At 75.9% G+C, this 16,136-nt stretch carries 14 protein-coding genes; 7 read left to right on the forward strand and 7 right to left on the reverse strand.

Going from position 1 to position 16,136, the window contains the following annotated elements:
- Positions 1–96: 96 nt before the first annotated feature.
- The 3 genes from ACIRPH_RS01000 to ACIRPH_RS01010 all read left to right on the forward strand — a co-directional run bounded on the left by ACIRPH_RS01000 (position 97) and on the right by ACIRPH_RS01010 (position 2,335).
- Positions 97–528: a nuclear transport factor 2 family protein gene (locus ACIRPH_RS01000; protein WP_402907820.1), complete on the forward strand. Its 432-nt coding sequence runs from the start codon at positions 97–99 to the stop codon at positions 526–528.
- Positions 525–1,355 (forward strand): ergot alkaloid biosynthesis protein, encoded by an 831-nt coding sequence (locus ACIRPH_RS01005; protein WP_402907822.1) that lies wholly within the window; start codon positions 525–527, stop codon positions 1,353–1,355. The genes ACIRPH_RS01000 and ACIRPH_RS01005 overlap by 4 nt, the downstream gene beginning before the upstream one ends.
- Before the next feature lie 182 nt (positions 1,356–1,537).
- On the forward strand, positions 1,538–2,335 hold the full coding sequence (locus tag ACIRPH_RS01010; RefSeq protein ID WP_402907824.1) for a siderophore-interacting protein: 798 nt from the start codon (positions 1,538–1,540) through the stop codon (positions 2,333–2,335).
- A gap of 277 nt (positions 2,336–2,612) precedes the next feature.
- Here the strand turns inward: ACIRPH_RS01010 and ACIRPH_RS01015 are convergent, their stop codons facing one another.
- The 3 genes from ACIRPH_RS01015 to ACIRPH_RS01025 all read right to left on the reverse strand — a co-directional run bounded on the left by ACIRPH_RS01015 (position 2,613) and on the right by ACIRPH_RS01025 (position 5,673).
- Positions 2,613–3,257, reverse strand: coding sequence for a response regulator transcription factor (locus tag ACIRPH_RS01015; RefSeq protein WP_402907826.1), 645 nt, complete (start codon positions 3,255–3,257; stop codon positions 2,613–2,615).
- A complete protein-coding gene (locus ACIRPH_RS01020) occupies positions 3,245–4,474 on the reverse strand; it encodes a sensor histidine kinase (RefSeq protein WP_402907828.1) in 1,230 nt (409 codons plus the stop codon). The genes ACIRPH_RS01015 and ACIRPH_RS01020 overlap by 13 nt, the downstream gene beginning before the upstream one ends.
- Positions 4,475–4,893: 419 nt before the next feature.
- Positions 4,894–5,673 (reverse strand): carbon-nitrogen hydrolase family protein, encoded by a 780-nt coding sequence (locus ACIRPH_RS01025; protein WP_402907830.1) that lies wholly within the window; start codon positions 5,671–5,673, stop codon positions 4,894–4,896.
- A gap of 99 nt (positions 5,674–5,772) precedes the next feature.
- On the opposite strand from ACIRPH_RS01025, the gene ACIRPH_RS01030 reads away from it, so the two are divergent.
- Positions 5,773–6,402: a GntR family transcriptional regulator gene (locus tag ACIRPH_RS01030; protein ID WP_402907832.1), complete on the forward strand. Its 630-nt coding sequence runs from the start codon at positions 5,773–5,775 to the stop codon at positions 6,400–6,402.
- Positions 6,403–6,547: 145 nt separating this feature from the next.
- Here the strand turns inward: ACIRPH_RS01030 and ACIRPH_RS01035 are convergent, their stop codons facing one another.
- Positions 6,548–7,882, reverse strand: coding sequence for an MFS transporter (locus tag ACIRPH_RS01035; protein ID WP_402907834.1), 1,335 nt, complete (start codon positions 7,880–7,882; stop codon positions 6,548–6,550).
- An 82-nt stretch (positions 7,883–7,964) separates the two neighbouring features.
- Here ACIRPH_RS01035 and ACIRPH_RS01040 point away from each other — a divergent pair, with 82 nt between their 5' ends.
- Positions 7,965–8,657 carry a DUF2848 domain-containing protein gene (locus tag ACIRPH_RS01040; protein ID WP_402907836.1) on the forward strand — a complete coding sequence of 231 codons (693 nt, stop codon included), beginning with the start codon at positions 7,965–7,967 and terminating at the stop codon, positions 8,655–8,657.
- Positions 8,658–8,821: 164 nt separating this feature from the next.
- Here ACIRPH_RS01040 and ACIRPH_RS01045 read toward each other — a convergent pair whose 3' ends face one another.
- Both ACIRPH_RS01045 and ACIRPH_RS01050 read right to left on the reverse strand, forming a co-directional pair.
- Positions 8,822–10,654 (reverse strand): ABC transporter ATP-binding protein, encoded by a 1,833-nt coding sequence (locus ACIRPH_RS01045; RefSeq protein ID WP_402907838.1) that lies wholly within the window; start codon positions 10,652–10,654, stop codon positions 8,822–8,824.
- Positions 10,651–12,438 carry an ABC transporter ATP-binding protein gene (locus ACIRPH_RS01050; protein WP_402907840.1) on the reverse strand — a complete coding sequence of 596 codons (1,788 nt, stop codon included), beginning with the start codon at positions 12,436–12,438 and terminating at the stop codon, positions 10,651–10,653. Before ACIRPH_RS01050 ends, ACIRPH_RS01045 begins: the two co-directional genes overlap by 4 nt.
- Before the next feature lie 301 nt (positions 12,439–12,739).
- Between ACIRPH_RS01050 and ACIRPH_RS01055 the strand changes: the two genes are divergently transcribed.
- Positions 12,740–13,510 carry a siderophore-interacting protein gene (locus ACIRPH_RS01055; RefSeq protein ID WP_402907842.1) on the forward strand — a complete coding sequence of 257 codons (771 nt, stop codon included), beginning with the start codon at positions 12,740–12,742 and terminating at the stop codon, positions 13,508–13,510.
- Positions 13,511–13,721: 211 nt separating this feature from the next.
- On the forward strand, positions 13,722–14,729 hold the full coding sequence (locus ACIRPH_RS01060; RefSeq protein WP_402907844.1) for an iron-siderophore ABC transporter substrate-binding protein: 1,008 nt from the start codon (positions 13,722–13,724) through the stop codon (positions 14,727–14,729).
- 181 nt (positions 14,730–14,910) lie between these two features.
- Here the strand turns inward: ACIRPH_RS01060 and ACIRPH_RS01065 are convergent, their stop codons facing one another.
- Entirely contained in the window at positions 14,911–16,095 is a 1,185-nt protein-coding gene (locus tag ACIRPH_RS01065; protein WP_402907846.1) for an alcohol dehydrogenase catalytic domain-containing protein, read from the reverse strand.
- Between the last annotated feature and the right edge of the window lie 41 nt (positions 16,096–16,136).

Raw genomic sequence — 16,136 nt, forward strand, 5'->3', positions numbered from 1 at the left:
AGCCACGGACCAGTGGTCCGGGGACGACGCGGCCGTTCCCCCGCACGGCGCGCCCCGCCACTGTGGTGGACGAGGGACCCGACAACGGAGGCGGAGATGGAACGATCACCCGAAGAAGTGCTCCGGCGGATGCTGGAGCTGCTGGAGGCCAAGGACATGGACGGCATCGCCGGGATGTGGGCGCCGGACGGGACGGCCGTGTTCCCGTTCGCGGAGGCCGGGGCGCCCACGCGGCTGGACGGCCGGGAGGCGGTGCGCGGCTACCTGTCCGGATACACCGACGTGTACGACGTCACCGGCGTCACGGCGATGCGCGTGCACCGCACCGGCGATCCGGGGACCGTCGTCGCCGAGTACAGCGCCGAGGGCCGGACGGTGCGCACGGGCGCGCCCTACCGGATGGACTACATCACCGTGGTCACGGTGCGGGACGGGTTCATCACCGAGTTCCGCGACTACTGGAGTCCCGTGCAGGTGGCACGCGCGGGCGGCGGGCTGGAAGCGCTGCGGAAGGGGCTCGGGGCATGACGATCCTCATCACCGGCGGCACCGGCAACACCGGCCGCCCCCTGGCCGAGACGCTGCGGGCGCGCGGCGCGGACGTGCGCGCGGCCAGTCGCAGGCCGGGCCCCGGGGGCGTGCCCTTCGACTGGTCGGACCCGGGGACGCACGCCCGGGCCCTCGCCGGGGCGGAAGCCCTGTACCTGGTGCCGCCGCCGCTGACCCTGGACCCCATGCCGGCGGCCGGGCCGTTCCTGGCGGCCGCCCGGGCCGCCGGGGTGCGGCGCGTGGTGCTGCTCGGCTCGCTGGCGGAGCTGCCCGGCGCCCCGGGCGCCGCGGAGCTGGGCGGGGCCGTGCGGTCGTTCCCTGAGTGGGCGGTGCTGCGGCCGTCGGGGTTCATGCAGAACTTCACCGGTGCGCACCCGGTGGCGGCGGGCATCCGCGAGCGGGGCGAGATCCGCTCGGCGACCGGCGGGGGGCGGCTCGGCTGGATCGACGCCGCCGACATCGCGGCCGTCGCGGCGGAGGTGCTGACGGCGCCGGGGCCGGTGGCCGGCGACCACGTGCTCACCGGGCCGGAGTCGTTCGGGTACACGGAGGCGGCGGCGGTCATCGCCGAGGCCGCCGGCCGGCCGGTGCGCCACACGCCCGCGCCGGTGGCCGAGCTGGTCCGGCGCAACCTGGACGCGGGCATGCCGGAGCCCTTCGCCTCGGCGCTGGTCGCGGTGGACTCCGGCATCGCCCGGGGCGACGAGGACCGCGTCACGGACACGGTCCGCCGTCTGACCGGCCGCCCGCCCCGTGCCTTCGCCGACTTCGCCCGCGCCCACCGGGAGGAGTGGTCCACGGCCTGAGGGACGGCCGGACCGGCCCGGAAGGCGCGGGACGTCGCCCGTCCCCCGGACCGGTCCGGCCGCTCCCGCGCGACGCGCGCCGCCTCCGGCCCCGTCGCCGCTTCGACGCCGGGCGGTTGGTGAGGCTAACCTAACGAGGGGCGTTCTCCGCCCGTCCGTCCGACCGAGGAGGAAGAGGCCCCGTGCGCATCGAACACCCCCGCCACCGCACGATGATCCGCACCCGCGTGGTGCGCACCGCCCGCGTCAGCAAGCACTTCGTCACGGTGACCCTCGGCGGCGGGGAGCTGGAGGGGTTCGACTTCCTCGGCCGCGACCAGTTCGTGCGCCTCTTCCTCCCCCGCGAGGGCCAGGACCGGCTGCACATGCCCGCCGACGCCGACAAGCGCTGGGTGGAGCAGCTGTACGCGATGGCCGACGACCGCAAGCCGCACGTGCGCAGCTACTCCGTGCGCCGCTTCGACCCGGAGGCGCTCGAACTCGACCTGGAGTTCGTGGACCACGGCGACGCCGGCCCGGCCTCCGCCTGGGCCGCGGCGGCCGCCCCCGGCGACGAGGCGGGCCTGCTCGCCGACGCCGTGTACTACGTGCCCTCCGAGGGGGCGGACTGGCAGCTCCTCGTGGGCGACGAGAGCGCCGTCCCCGCCCTGGTGTCGATCCTGGAGCAGGCCCCCGCCGACCTGCGGGCCCGGGTCTACCTGGAGGTTCCCTCCTCCGACGACGTCCGGCCGCTGCCCGACCTGCCCGGCGTGGACGTGCACTGGCTCCCCCGCACCGACCCGCACGCCCCGCCCGGCAGGCTCGCCCTGGACACCGTGCGCGCCGCCGAGTTCCCGCCGGGCCGCCCCTTCTGCTTCGTCGCCGGGGAGAACGCCCTGCCCACCGGCCTGCGGCGGGTGCTCGTCCGCGAGCGCGGGGTGCCCAAGTCCGACATCGCGTTCGTCGGCTACTGGCGCCACGGCGCCTCGGCCATGGACTGACGGGGCGGGGTCCCCCGGGGCTGCGCCCCTCACCCCTCCGCCGACGCGCGGCGTACGACCCCCCAGACGCGGCGGGCCCTCCCGCGCCCGGCCGCTGCCGGGCCGCCGGCGCCTCCCTGATCGGCCCCCTCGCGCGGGGCCCGCACCGCTGCGGCCCGCCTCGGCTCCACGCCGCACCCCCGTGCGGCGCCTCCCCGTGGTCCGGGGCCGGTGCGGGACGGGTCGGCCCCGCCCGCCGCCCCGTCCGGGGCGCGCGGGAAGGCGCCGGAGGGCCCCGTCAGCCCGCGAGGTAGGCGAGGACCGCGAGCACCCGGCGGTTGTCGTTCGGGTTCACCGGCAGGTCGAGCTTGGTGAAGATCCCGCTCACGTGCTTGGCGACCGCCGCCTCGGTGACCACCAGGGCCTCCGCCGCCGCGGCGTTGGTACGGCCCCGCGCCATCAGTTCCAGCACCTCGCGCTCGCGCGGGGTCAGCCGCTCCAGGACCGACCGGTTGCGGCGCCGTCCCAGCAGGCGGCGCACCACCTCGGGGTCGACGACGGTGCCCCCGGCGGCGACCCGCTCCAGGGTGCCCAGGAACTCGTCCACGTCCCCGACCCGGTCCTTGAGCAGGTAGCCGACCCCCTCGGCGCGGCTCTCCAGGAGTTCGGCGGCGGCCGCGCCCAGCACGTACTGGGACAGGACGAGGACCCCCGTGCGGGGGTGGGCGCGGGCGAGCGCGATCGCGGCGCGCAGCCCGTCGTCGTTGTGGCCGGGCGGCATGCGCACGTCGGTGAGCACGAGGTCGGGGCGGTGCGCGTCCACGGCCGCCAGGAGCGCGGGTGCGTCGCCGACCGCGGCCGCCACCTCGTGCCCGGCCATGGCGACGAGCTGTTCCAGGCCCGCCCTCAACAGGACCGAGTCCTCGGCGATCACGAGCCGCACGGGATCCTCACCTCCACCGTCGTCGGCCCTCCGCCGGGGCTGGTCAGGGACACCCGTCCGCCCAGGGCGGCCGCCCGGTCGGCCAGGCCGGTCAGCCCGCTCCCCCGGGCCGGGTCGGCGCCGCCGCGGCCGTCGTCGGTGACCGTGAGGAGCAGGGACCCGCACCGCGCCCCTCCGTTCACGCGCAGGCCCACCCGGACGGTGTCGGCCCCGGAGTGGCGGGCGGCGTTGGCCACGGCCTCGGCGGCGCAGAAGTACGCGGTGGACTCGACGGCGTCGGGCAGGCGCCCCACGTCCCCCGCCTCGACGGCCACCTCCACCTGCTGGGTGTCCGCCAGCTCCTCCAGCGCGGCGACGAGCCCGCGCTCGGCCAGGGCCGCCGGACGGATGCCGTGCACCAGCTCGCGCAGCTCGACGAGGGCGGCGCGGGCGTCGGCGTGCGCCTGCTCGACCAGGGCCCTGGCCTGCTCGGGGTCGTCGTCGAACCGGCTGCGCGCCATGCCCAGGCGCATGACCAGCGCGGTGAGCCTCTGCTGGGCGCCGTCGTGCAGGTCGCGCTCGATCCGCCGCCGTTCGGCCGTGAACCCGTCCACGATCCGCGTGCGGGACCGGGACACCAGGACGAGCCGCTCGCCGAGCTCGGCCAGTTCCTCCCCGCTCGGCGCGGTGAGCAGCGCACGCGCCAGACGGGCGCGGCCCGCCGCCAGCACCATGGCCGTGTAGGCGCTCACCGGCAGCGCGCCGAGGCCGAGGAGGACGCCGAGGGCGACCGGGGACGGGTCGGCGGCGACCCCGGCGGCGCGCAGCACCGGCGAGGCCAGCAGGGCGGCCGGCACCCCCGCCAGGACCGCCGCCACGGTCAGTTCGACCACGCACAGCAGCGCCAGCAGCAGCCCGTGGGCCAGCTCCAGCCAGGAGGCCGCCTCGCGTGAGCGCCACCGGATCCAGCCGGCGGGCCCCGCCCCCGGCGGCGGGGGCGTGTGCGGGGAGGGCGCGGGCGCCCCGTCCACGAGGGCGAGCCTGCGGCGCTCGACCGCCCCCAGGGGCAGGCCCGCCAGGGTGAGCAGCGGCCAGCACAGGAGCGACCACACCGCGGCGACGGGGGCCGACGTGGCCAGGTAGAGCAGGGCACGCCACGGCCAGGGGGTGAGGAGCACCGCGACCGGACGGCGTACGAGCGCCGGCCACAGGGCCGTCTCGGCGTCGTTGTCTCGCACCGGGGAATCCTATGCCGACCCTCGCGGGAAAGGGGGCTCCGGAGGCGAAGAGGGGTGCTCTCCCCACCCCGGGGGTCGAGGTTCCTCTACCCGCCGCGGCCGTCCGGGGCCGGCGTCGGCACGGCGGCCCCGGCCGTGGCGGCCGCGTGGGCTCGGACGCCCCGGGCGACGGCGACCGCGAAGACCGGGAGGAGCAGGAGGAGCGGAAGGAGCGGGGGGACCGGGAGGACCAGGAGCGGCGGGACTGGGAGGACCGGGAGCGGCGGGGCGGGCCGGAGAGGAGCGGGCACACGAACGCGACTCCGTGGCCGGCCGGGCGGGCAGCCCCGGACGGGCCGCGCACCAGCGCCGCCGGCGTCCGCCCCGGGGAGGGGCCGGACGCCGGCGGCGCGGAAGGGCCGGGGCGCCGGCCCGCGGCCTCACAGACGGGCGTTGCGCAGGACCGGCACGGCCTCGCGCACGGCGGCGGCCTCCGCCACGTCGATGTCGGCGACCAGGAGCCCCGGCGCCCCGTCGAGCCCGGCCCTGCGGGTGCCGTCCGGGCCGATGACGGCGCTGTGGCCGATGCCCCGGGGCGCGGTGCCCTCCACGGGGCCGGGGTCGGCCTGGCCGCAGGCCAGCACCCACGACGTGGAGTCCAGTGCGCGGGCGCGGGTGAGCAGGTCCCACTGCTCCCGCTTGCCGGGGCCGGCGCCCCAGGAGGCGCACACGGCGATCACCTGGGCCCCGGCCAGGGCGAGCCCGCGGAAGAGTTCGGGGAAGCGGACGTCGTAGCAGACGGCCAGGCCCACGCGGACCCCGCCGACCTCGATGACGACCGGCTCGGAGCCGGGGGCGACGGAGTCGGACTCCCGGTGCCCGAAGGCGTCGAAGACGTGGATCTTCTGATAGACCGCTTCGACGCCGTCCCCGGTGGCCAGCAGCAGGTTGCGGACCCTCCCGTCGCCGGCCGGGGCGAACATCCCGGCGAGGACGGTGACCCCGTGGCGGGCGGCGATCCCCCGCAGGCCCGTCGCCCAGGGCCCGTCCAGCGGCTGGGCGGCCTCGGCCAGGTCGGCACCGAAGTGGACCATGGCGGCCTCGGGCAGGACCACCAGTTCGGCCCCGGCGGCCGCGGCCTCGGCCACGGCGGTCTCCGCGATCGCGAGGTTCTCCTCGGGCCGGTCGGTGGAGGAGGTCTGGCAGAGTGCTACGCGCATCGTGTTTCCCCTGTGTTTCTTGGCTCATGGAGTGCGCGCCGACGGCGCGCCCCGGGACAGTAAGGTCGTGCATACATGTTGTGTACGTGAGGAGGGGCAGTGGCCGCATCGGGTCGGGACAGGGCCTACCAGTTCCTGAAGGACTCCTACCTGAGCGATCCGGAGCGCCAGGGGTGCTTCATCAACGAGCAGGAGGTCGCCAGCCTGATCGGGGTGTCGCGGACCCCCATCCGCGAGGCGCTCCTCCTCCTGTCCGCCGAGGACCTGGTGCAGCTCATCCCCAAGCGCGGCGCCTACGTCGCCCCGATGAGCGGGCGCGAGCTGTCCGAGCTGATGGAGATGCGCGGCATGGTCGAGCGCCACGCGGCCGAGCAGGCCCTGCGCCGGGGCGCGGCGCCGGTCGGGCCGATGGAGGACGCGCTGCGGCACCAGGAGGAGCTCACGGTGCCCGAGGAGGCCCGCACGTTCATCGACTGGGACCACCGCTTCCACTCGGCCCTGGTCGCCTCGACCGGCAACGACATGCTCATCAAGTTCTACGACGGGCTGCGCGCCCGGCAGGTGCGGGCGGGCATGGTCGCCCTGTTCTCCACCCAGGACCGGTACGCGTCCGTCCTGGACGAGCACACCGCCATCCTGGACGCGCTGCGCTCGGGTGACGAGGCCGCGGCCGCGGCGGCCATCGACTCGCACCTGGACGCCACGCTGAAGGTCCTGCTGGAGAGCTGAGCGACCGCCCGCCGGGGCCCCGGCGGGCCCGGTGGAGGTCCGGGCGCCCACCGGGCCGGACCGGCCGCCGCTCGCGACGGCCGGGAGACCCCGCGGCGCGGGGTCGCGGCGCCGGGAGGCGCGGCAGGCCCCGGACGCCACCGGCCTAGGCCCCGGCGCCGGCGAGGAGCTCCTCGTCCTCGTGCGGCGCGGGGTCGCGGCCCAGCACCAGGCCCGCCAGCGTGACGGCGGCCGTGACGGCGACGTAGACGGCCAGCGGCACCCAGCTGCCGGTGGCGGCCAGCAGGTACGTGAACACGAGCGGCGCGACGGCGCCCCCGATGATCCCCGCCAGGGTGTAGGCGAGGGAGCTGCCCGTGTTGCGCAGGCGCGGGTGGAACTGCTCGGAGACGAAGGCGGCCTGGGGGCCGTACATGACCGAGTGCAGGGCGAGGCCGACCACGATGCCGCCGGTGAGGGCGAAGAACGAGGCGTCGGCGATGGCCGGGAAGAACACGAAGGGCCAGATCCCGGCGCCGAGGGCGCCCAGGCCGTAGAGCAGCCGCCGGTTGACGCGGTCGGAGAGCCACCCCGCGAGCGGGATGAGGGCCACCTGGAAGGCCGACCCGGTGAGGACCGCCGCCAGGACCGTGCCGGACTCCAGTCCGAGCACCTGGGTCCCGTAGGTGAGGACGAAGACCGTGAACAGGGCGTAGACGACGTCGGGGGCGACCCGGCTGAGGACCGCGGCGGTCAGGGGCCGCGCCTGCTTCGTGAAGACCTCGCGCAGGGGCGCCGAGGGCCGCTCCCCCTCCTCCGCGATGGCCTGGAAGACGGGGGTCTCCTCCAGCTTGGCCCTGATCCACAGCCCGAAGAGGACGAGGACGCCGGAGAGGAGGAAGGCGACGCGCCAGCCCCACGAGAGGAACTGCTCCTCGGTGAGCAGCAGTCCGAGCAGGGCCAGGACGCCGTTGGCCATGAGGTTGCCCAGGGGCGGGCCCACCTGCGCGGCCGAGGCGAAGAAGCCCCGGCGGCGGGGGTCGCCGAACTCGCTGGACAGGAGCACGGCGCCGCCCCACTCGCCGCCGACGCCGACGCCCTGGGCGAAGCGGAGGGCGACCAGGAGGACGGCGGCGGTGCCGCCGATGCTGGCGTGCGTGGGCAGGAGGCCGATGAGGAAGGTGGCCACGCCGATGAGGACGAGCGTGCTGACGAGGACCTTCTTGCGGCCGACGACGTCGCCGAGACGGCCGAAGAAGATCCCGCCCAGCGGCCTGGCCACGTAGCCGACGGCGTAGGTGGAGAACGCGAGCATCGTCGCGGCCAGCGGGTCGTGGCTGGGGAAGAACAGGTGCCCGAAGACGAGCGCCGAGGCCGCCGAGTAGATCGCGAAGTCGTACCACTCCAGGGCGGTGCCCGAGAGGCTGGCGATGAACGCGCGCGCCACCGTCCCGCGCCCCACCTCTCTCGCGCGGGTCGTCGCTGCTTGTGGCTGGTCCATCTCGTTCCTTCCGGTCGTGTTGCGCGGATGCTGGTTATACTCGTCGTATACAAGAGGTATGCGCAAGTCCCGGAGGCTTTTGATGACCGAACTGCAATTCGCACTCAACGACGGGACCACGGTCGCCGTGGAGGTCACGCACCTGCTCAACGCCGGCTACACCGGCCGCAGCCAGGACGACGTGCGCGCCCACGTGGAGGAACTGGCCCTCCTCGGCGTCCCCGCCCCCACCACCACACCGGCCCTGTACCCGGTGTCCCCCTACCTCGCCGCGCAGGTGTCGCAGGTCCCGGCCCAGCACGGCCGCACCTCCGGCGAGGCCGAGTGGGCCCTCGTCGTGACCGGCCCCGAGCCGCAGGACGTGCTCGTCACGGTGGCCTGCGACCACACCGACCGCGAGCTGGAGGCGCACGGCGTGGCGTGGAGCAAAAACGCGGGCCCCGACGTCCTCGGCGCCCGGGCCTGGCGCCTGACCGACGTCGAGGACCGGTGGGACGACATCACCCTGAAGGCGTGGGTCGGGGCCGAGGGCGGTGAGGCCGAGATCCAGGACGGCACCCTCGCCGAGCTCCTGCCCCCCTCCTACTGGCTGGAGGTCCTGCGGGAGCGCGGCCTGCTGGTGACCGGCGCCGTCCTGCTGTCGGGCACGATCCCCATGCGCGCCGACGTGGACCAGTTCGCCTCCTCCTGGCGGGTGGAGCTGACCGACCCCGCCGCCGGGGACACCATCGGCCTGGCCTACCGGGTCGCCCCGCTCCCCGAGCCCATCGGCTGACCGGGGCCGCCGGACGGCCGACGGGCCGTGCGCTGCGGAGGCGGCGCCCGGCCCGTCGGTGTCCTGCCGGGACGCGTTCCCCGCGGGCCCGCGTACGGAGTCACGGCGTGGGCTCCAGACCCGACCGGGGCGACGCGTTCCCCGCGGGCCCGCGGGGGCGCCCCCTACACGGGGGGAGCGGCCGGGTCCGGCCCCGGGGCCCCCTGCCAGCTGCGCCAGAGCGCCGCGTAGCGTCCCCCGGCCGCGACCAGCTCGGAGTGCGGCCCCTGCTCCACGATCCGGCCCTGGTCCATCACCACCACCCGGTCGGCGGTCTCGGCCTGGGTGAGCCGGTGCGCCACGACGAGGGTGGTGCGGCCCGCCGTGGCCGCGGCGGCGGCCCGCTCCAGGCGCCGGGCGCCGGAGCTGCCCGCCTCGGCCGTGGCCTCGTCCAGGACGGCGACGTCCGGGTCGGCCAGGACCAGGCGGGCCAGCGCCAGGTGCTGGGCCTGCTCGGCGGTCAGGGGGTGGCCGCCCTCGCCCACGACCGTGTCGAGCCCCTCGGGCAGGGCGCGCACCCACTCCAGGGCGCCGACCGCCTCCAGGGCCCGCTCCGCGTCGGCCGGCTCCGCCCCGGCGCGTGCCAGGCGCAGGTCCTCCAGGAGGGTCCCCGCGAACACGTGGGTCTCCTGGCTGACCAGGTAGACGTGCTCGCGCACCCGGCGCTCCCCGAGCTCGTCCAGGGGGACGCCGCCCAGGTACACCGTTCCCCGGCCGGGCGTGCGCAGCCCGCTCACGAGGGCGGCCAGCGTGGTCTTGCCCGCGCCGCTGGCTCCCACGAGGGCCACGCGCTCACCGGCCGCGACCTCCAGTGTCACGTCCTCCAGGGCGGGCGGGGCGCCGTTCCCGTAGGAGTGGGTGACGCCCTCGACGCGCACGGCGGAGCCCGCGGGCCCCTCCTCGGCGCCGGGGTCGCGCTCCTGCGGCAGGTCGACGACACCGGCGAGCCGGGCCAGGCTCGCCCCGGCGGACTGGACCTCGTTGAAGTTCATGACGAGGAATATCATCGGCCCGAACAGGCGGTGGAAGTACAGGGCCGCGGCCGTGACCATGCCGACCGTGGCGAGGTCGCCGCGCACCAGCCAGAACCCGGTGACCAGCACGGCGGTCAGGCCCACGCACTCGGCCCCGTTGAGGCGCGACCCGAAGCGGGTGAACAGGCGGAACACCTCGACGGTGATGTCCCTGGCCGCCCGGGACCGCAGGGCGACCCGTTCCTCGTGCTCCTCCTCCAGGCGGTACGCGCGCACGGCGCCGCGCCCGCGCAGGGCGCCCATCATCGCGTGCGAGCGCTCGCCCATGGCGATCCGCTCGCGGGCGTAGTAGGGGCCCGAGCGCGGCAGGTACCAGCGCAGGGCCATCGCGTACACGGGCAGCGCGCACAGCCCGGCCAGGCCCAGGCGCCAGTCCAGGGCGGTCATGCCCGCGGCGGTGAGCACCACCGTGGCCAGGGCGACCACCACGTCGGGCCCGGTGCGCGCGATGCTGGCGGTGACCACGGCGACGTCGTCCCCGACCCGGGAGAGCAGGTCGCCGATGCGGACCCTCTCGAGCCGCGTGGCGGGCATGTGCAGCACCCGGTCCATGACCCGCTCGCGCAGCCGCGCCAGGACGGTCTCGCCGACCCTGCTGACCAGCCACGCGCCCAGGCCCACGAGCAGCCCGCCCACCACCGCGGCGGCGGCGATCAGCCCGGCCGAGCGCAGGACGGCGTCCAGGTCCGCCCCGGCGGAGATGTCGTCGACCATGGCGCCCAGCACCCAGGGGGCGACCAGTCCGGCGCCGCTGCCCGCGAGCACGGTCAGTAGGGCGAGGGGGGTGGCCCAGCCGGTGCCGCGCACGCCCTCCCCGAGCACGGCCCAGGTCCTGCGGGCGCCTGCGGTGGGCAGCAGCTCCCCGACCGCCGTGTCCTCGGCGCGCGGCGTGTCCGCCGCGCCCGTGGAAGTGGTCGCGCTCATCGGAGCACCGCCTCGCCGTAGTGCCGGTCTTCCTCGACCAGTCGTGCGTGTGTTCCGGTGGCGCGGACCCGGCCGTCGACGATCACGACGACCCGGTCGGCGCGGGAGAGCAGGGCGGGGCTCGCGGCCACGACCAGGGTCGCCCCGGGGCCGGCCCGCCCGCTCCGCGCAGCGGCGACGCCGCGCGCGATGGCCTCCTCGGTGACCGCGTCCACCGCCGTGGTGGGGTCGTGCAGGACGAGCACGGGCGGGTCGGCGGCCAGGGCGCGGGCCAGGGCCACGCGCTGGCGCTGCCCGCCGGACAGGTTGGCGGCCTGGTCGGCGACGGGGCGGTCCAGCCCTTCGGGGTGGCCCACGACCAGGTCCTCGGCGGAGGCCGCGCGCAGCGCGTCGAGCAGCCGCTCCTCGTCCACGCCGGGGCCGGTGACCAGGTTGGAGCGCAGGGTGCCCTCGAACAGGGCCGAGCCGTGCTCCTCCACCAGGACCGCGGCCCGCAGGGCGTCCAGGTCCAGTTCGCCGACGGGCACCCCGCCCACGGTGACGGAGCCCTCCACGCCCTCCGCGGCGGCCCTGCCCGAGAGGAGTTCCAGCAGCGCCTCGGCGTCGCGCGGGTCGGTGGCGAGCACGCCGACGAACTCACCGGGGGCGAGCCGCAGGTCCACGCCGCTCAGCGTGCGGTGGGAGACCCCGGACAGCTCGACGAGCGCGTCCCCGCCCGGGGAGCGGTCCCCGGGGGTGACGGCGTCGGGCGCGTTGAGCAGTCTGACCAACCGGTCGGCGGAGGCACGGGCCGTGGCGAAGAGCTGCCCGACCATGCCCAGGCCCTGCACCGGCTCGGAGAGGAACTGGGCCAGGCCGATGACGATGACGAGTTCGCCGATGGTGAGCCGGCCCTCCAGCGCCATCCACCCGGCCGCGCCCGCGACGCAGGCGAGGAACACGGCGCCGGCCGCGGTGACCAGGCCCCGGTAGACGCCGCTGCTGGCCGCGGCGCCGACCGAGGCCTCCAGGGCCCGGACGCTGGCGGAGCGGTAGCGGAGGGCGGCGTTGTGGCGGGCGCCGATCCCCATGAGGACGCGCAGCCCGGTGACCAGGTCGGTGGCCAGGGCGGTCGCTCCGGCGGCCGTGGCCTGCTTGGCCTCGCTGCGCCGCGTGATGTGGGCCGCGGGGACGCGCAGGAGCAGCATGAGCAGGGGGACGCCGACGAGCACGCCGAGGCCGAGCGGGACGTCGACCGCCAGCAGGGCGACGGTGGTGACGACGATCGCGACCGTGACGGCGATCGCCCCCGACCAGGCGCGCACGTACACGGCCGCCTGCTCGGCGTCGGAGGTGGCCACGGACAGGACCTCGCCCGCGCGCAGCCCGCTGCGCTCGCCGCGCGGGTCGAGGGCGCGGCGCGCGGCCTCGACCCGGAGCAGGTGGGCCTCGTTCTCGACCGCCCGCAGGGTGAAACGCGCCCCGGTGCGGTAGGCGAAGGCCAGGACGGTGAAGAGCAGGGCGATGCCCGCGACGCAGTAGGCCAGGGCGGTGACGTCCCCGGTGTCGACCGCCAGGTCGATGGTCAGGCCGATGGCGACGGGGACGAGGGCCTCGGCGACCTGGTGCAGGGAGAGGAGGACCACACCCAGGAAGACGTGGCGGCGGTTGCGCCGCAGGGTGCGCCGGCGCAGGGCCGGCGCGTTCCCGGGCGTCCCGTCGGCGAGGGGCCGCGGGGCGGGGGCCTCCGGAGCGGCGGGAGGAGCGGTGTCGGGGGCGCCGACCGTGCCGGTGGAGGCGCTCACCCGGTACTTCCTCTCTCTTGGGGGTGCGTGACCCCGTGCAGACGTGTACTCATCCGATGTCCTTTTCCCCCTGCTGTGTCGTGGCCTGGCCAGGCTAGTCAGGCCGGGCGCCCTCGCCGAACACGACCCCGGCCGCCCGAGCACGCTCAACCTTGGTTAGGCTAACCTTTGCCAGCCGTGACGGCGACCCCGTCCGCCGCCGGAATCCCCGCAGCGGCCCGGACCGGACGCGCCCCGGCGAACCCCGCACCCCGAACGAGAGGCCCTTCCGTTGCGCATCAGGTATCCGAGTCGACGGAGCATGGTCCGGGTCAGGGTGGTGCGCACCGAGCGGACCACCGACAACTTCGTCACGGTGACCGTCGGGGGCGCGGAGCTGGCCGGGTTCGAGTTCATGGGCCTGGACCAGTGCACGCGGATCTTCTTCCCGCGGCCGGGCCAGGAGCGGCTGCACCTGCCCCACGCCTCCGCCGACGACGGATGGGTGGCCGAGTTCCGCGCGATGCCCGAGGAGCGCCGGCCCCACGTGCGCAACTACACCGCCCGCCGGTTCGACGCCGAGGCACTGGAGATGGACATCGAGTTCGTCGCCCACGGGGACGAGGGGCCCGCGTCCGCCTGGGCCCTGGGCGCTCGGCCCGGGGACGAGCTGGGGCTGCTGGCGGAGGGCGTCTACCACCTTCCGCCGGAGGAGGCCGACTGGCACCTGCTGGTCGGCGACGAGAGCGCGGTGCCCGCGATCCTCTCGATCCTGGAACAGTCCCCGCCCGACCTGCGCGGACTGGCGTTCCTGGAGGTGCCCTCCTCGGCCGACGTCCGCGAGGTCGACGCCCCCGCCGGGGTGGAGGTGCGCTGGCTGGCGCGCGACGGCGCGCACACGGTCCCCGGCCAGCTGGCGCTGGAGACGGTGAGCGGGGCCGCGCTGCCGGAGGGCCGCCCCTACTGCTTCGTGGCCGGCGAGAACGGGCTCCCCACCGGGCTGCGCCGGTTCCTGGTGAAGGAGCGGGGCGTGGCCAAGGAGGACATCGCGTTCATCGGGTACTGGCGCGCGGGCACCGCGGCCTACGCCTGACCCGCCCCCCGCACCGGGGGACGTGAACCCCGTCACCCGGTGCGCGGCCCGGGAGCCTCCGGCGGCGCGGACTCCCCCCTGCCGACGGCGTCCTCCGCGGACCGCCCCCTCGCCTACCCGGGATGTCCGGTTTGCGCATCGGCTCCGCCTGCTCCACCATGAGACTGGCTTAGGTGAGCCTAAGCTCATCTCCTCGACCGAATGAGGCCCCATGAACCGCGGTCCGCTGACCCGCGGCGGCACGATCGCCGCCGGTGCGCTATCCATCCTGATGCTCGCCGCCTGCGGCGGCCAGACCTCCGACCCCGCGCAGGAGGGAACGGGCGAAGCCGCGGAGGGCTTCCCCGTCACCGTCGAGACCCTGTTCGGCGACGTGGAGATCGGGGACCGGCCGGCCAACGTCGCCGCCCTCGGCTGGTCCGACGCCGAGACCGCGCTGGCCCTGGGCGTCCAGCCCGTCGGCGTGGCCGACTGGCAGGGCTACGGCGGCCCCGGCGTGGGCCCCTGGGCCGCCGACCTGTTCGACGAGGAGCCGGTGCAGATCGGCACCATGGAGCCGAACCTGGAGGCGGTCGCCTCCCTGGAGCCCGACGTCATCCTCGACACCCGCTCCGACCACACCCAGGAGCGCCACGACCTGCTCTCCCCCGTCGCGCCCGTGGTCGGCCCGCCGCCCGGCGTCGAGGTCACCTACGGCACCACCTGGCAGGAGCAGACCCGCCAGGTCGCCCGGGTGCTCGGCGAGGACGCTCGGGGCGAGGAGCTCATCGGGGAGCTGGAGGGCCGCTTCGCCCAGGCGCGCGAGGACAACCCCGGCTTCGAGGGCACGACCATCGCGGTCGGCGCCTACTTCGACGGGCAGTACGGCGCCTACGTCCCCGGGGACGCGCGGGTCGACCTGCTGGAGGACCTGGGCTTCGAGAACAAGCCCGAGATCACCGAGATGGCCGAGGGCGCGTTCTACGTGGACCTGAGCCCGGAGCTGGTGGAGGTCCTGGACGCGGACCTGACCGTCGTCTTCCCCATCGGCGACGAGGAGACCACCCGCTTCCTGGAGGAGGACCCGGTGCTCCAGGGCATCCCGTCCGCCGAGGACGGCCGCCTGCTGATCATGGACGACCCGGAGCTGGCCAACGCCTTCTCCAGCGGCTCGACCCTGGGCGTCACCCACGCCCTGGAAGGGGTCGTCCCGCTGCTGCGGGAGGCCCTCGGGGGCTGACCCCGCGGCCGGCGCCCCGTCGGCCCCGCACCCCCAGGACCCCGCCGGGCGCAGGCCCGGCGGGGTCCTCCGCGTCCGCGGGGACCCGCATGCGGGGCGGTGTGCGACACGCGCGGAGGCGACGGGTCCTCGGCGTCCTCGGGGACCCGCGTGCGGGGCGCCGCGCCGCCGGCCCGCGCGGTCAGGGCCGGAAGACCACCTTGACCATGCCGTCCGCCTTCTTCTGGAACGCCTCGTACGCGTGCGGCGCGTCGTCCAGGGGCAGGTGGTGGGTGGCGAAGTCCTCCACCCCCAGCACGTCGGCGTCGTCCAGGAGCGGAAGGATCTCCGGCGCCCAGTGGCGCACGTTCGCCTGCCCCATCCTCAGCTGGATCTGCTTGTCGAAGAGGGTCAGCATCGGCATCGGGTCGGCCATGCCCCCGTACACGCCGATCAGCGAGACCGTCCCGCCGCGCCGTACCAGGTCGATGGCGGTGTGCAGGGCGGAGAGCCGGTCCACCCCCGCCGTCTCCATCAGCTTCGCGCCGGCGCTCCGGGGCAGGAAGGAGGCCATCCTCTGGGCGAGCCTCGCGGTCCCGTGCCCGGACGCCTCCATGCCCACCGCGTCGACGACCGCGTCCGGCCCCTCGCCGCGGGTGCGCTCGCGGATCTCCCCGACCAGGTCGTCGGTACCGCCGGAGGGGTCGAACACCTCCACGCCCCGGGCGGCGGCGCGTGCGCGGCGCTCGGCCACCGGGTCCACGCCGAACACCTGTCCCGCCCCCAGGTGGCGGGCGACCCGGCAGCACATGTCGCCGATCGGCCCCAGTCCCAGGACCGCCACCGAGCCGCCCTGCGGCACGTCCGCGTAGCGGACCGCCTGCCAGGCCGTGGGCAGGACGTCGGACAGGAACAGGTACCTGTCGTCGTCCCCCTGGGCGGGGACCGGGATGGCGTTGCTCTGCGCGCGGGGGACCCTCAGGTACTCGGCCTGCGCCCCGGGCACGGAACCGTACAGCGAGCTGTAGCCGTAGATCCGCGCGCCCATGCCCTGCTCCTCGACCCTGGTGTTCTCGCACTGGGTCTGGAGGCCGGCGCCGCACATGGCGCAGTGCCCGCAGGAGATCTGGAAGGGGACGACGACGCGGTCCCCCACCGACAGGGACGTGACCTGCGGCCCGACCTCCTCGACGACGCCCAGGGGTTCGTGGCCGAGCACGTCGCCCGGGTTCATGAAGGGGCCGAGCACCTCGTACAGGTGCAGGTCGGATCCGCACAGGCCCGAGCTGGTGACGCGGATGACGGCGTCACCGGGGTCCTCGATCCGCGGATCGGGGACGTTGACGGTGTTGACGTCCCTCGTGCCGTTCCACACGACTGCCTTCATGACTCCCCCTGGTGTCGCCTCCTGTGCGCCGGCGCCCGGGG

The organism is Nocardiopsis sp. NPDC101807 (genome assembly GCF_044766605.1).
Taxonomy (GTDB): domain Bacteria; phylum Actinomycetota; class Actinomycetes; order Streptosporangiales; family Streptosporangiaceae; genus Nocardiopsis; species Nocardiopsis tropica.

Bases quoted from the DNA above. Each gene is read 5' to 3' on its own strand.
- ACIRPH_RS01060 (WP_402907844.1), top strand. From the start codon at position 13,722: ATGAACCGCGGTCCGCTGACCCGCGGCGGCACGATCGCCGCCGGTGCG.
- ACIRPH_RS01055 (WP_402907842.1), top strand. From the start codon at position 12,740: ATGGTCCGGGTCAGGGTGGTGCGCACCGAGCGGACCACCGACAACTTC.
- ACIRPH_RS01065 (WP_402907846.1), bottom strand. From the start codon at position 16,095: ATGAAGGCAGTCGTGTGGAACGGCACGAGGGACGTCAACACCGTCAAC.
- ACIRPH_RS01045 (WP_402907838.1), bottom strand. From the start codon at position 10,654: ATGAGCGCGACCACTTCCACGGGCGCGGCGGACACGCCGCGCGCCGAG.
- ACIRPH_RS01005 (WP_402907822.1), top strand. From the start codon at position 525: ATGACGATCCTCATCACCGGCGGCACCGGCAACACCGGCCGCCCCCTG.
- ACIRPH_RS01035 (WP_402907834.1), bottom strand. From the start codon at position 7,882: ATGGACCAGCCACAAGCAGCGACGACCCGCGCGAGAGAGGTGGGGCGC.
- ACIRPH_RS01040 (WP_402907836.1), top strand. From the start codon at position 7,965: ATGACCGAACTGCAATTCGCACTCAACGACGGGACCACGGTCGCCGTG.
- ACIRPH_RS01000 (WP_402907820.1), top strand. From the start codon at position 97: ATGGAACGATCACCCGAAGAAGTGCTCCGGCGGATGCTGGAGCTGCTG.
- ACIRPH_RS01025 (WP_402907830.1), bottom strand. From the start codon at position 5,673: ATGCGCGTAGCACTCTGCCAGACCTCCTCCACCGACCGGCCCGAGGAG.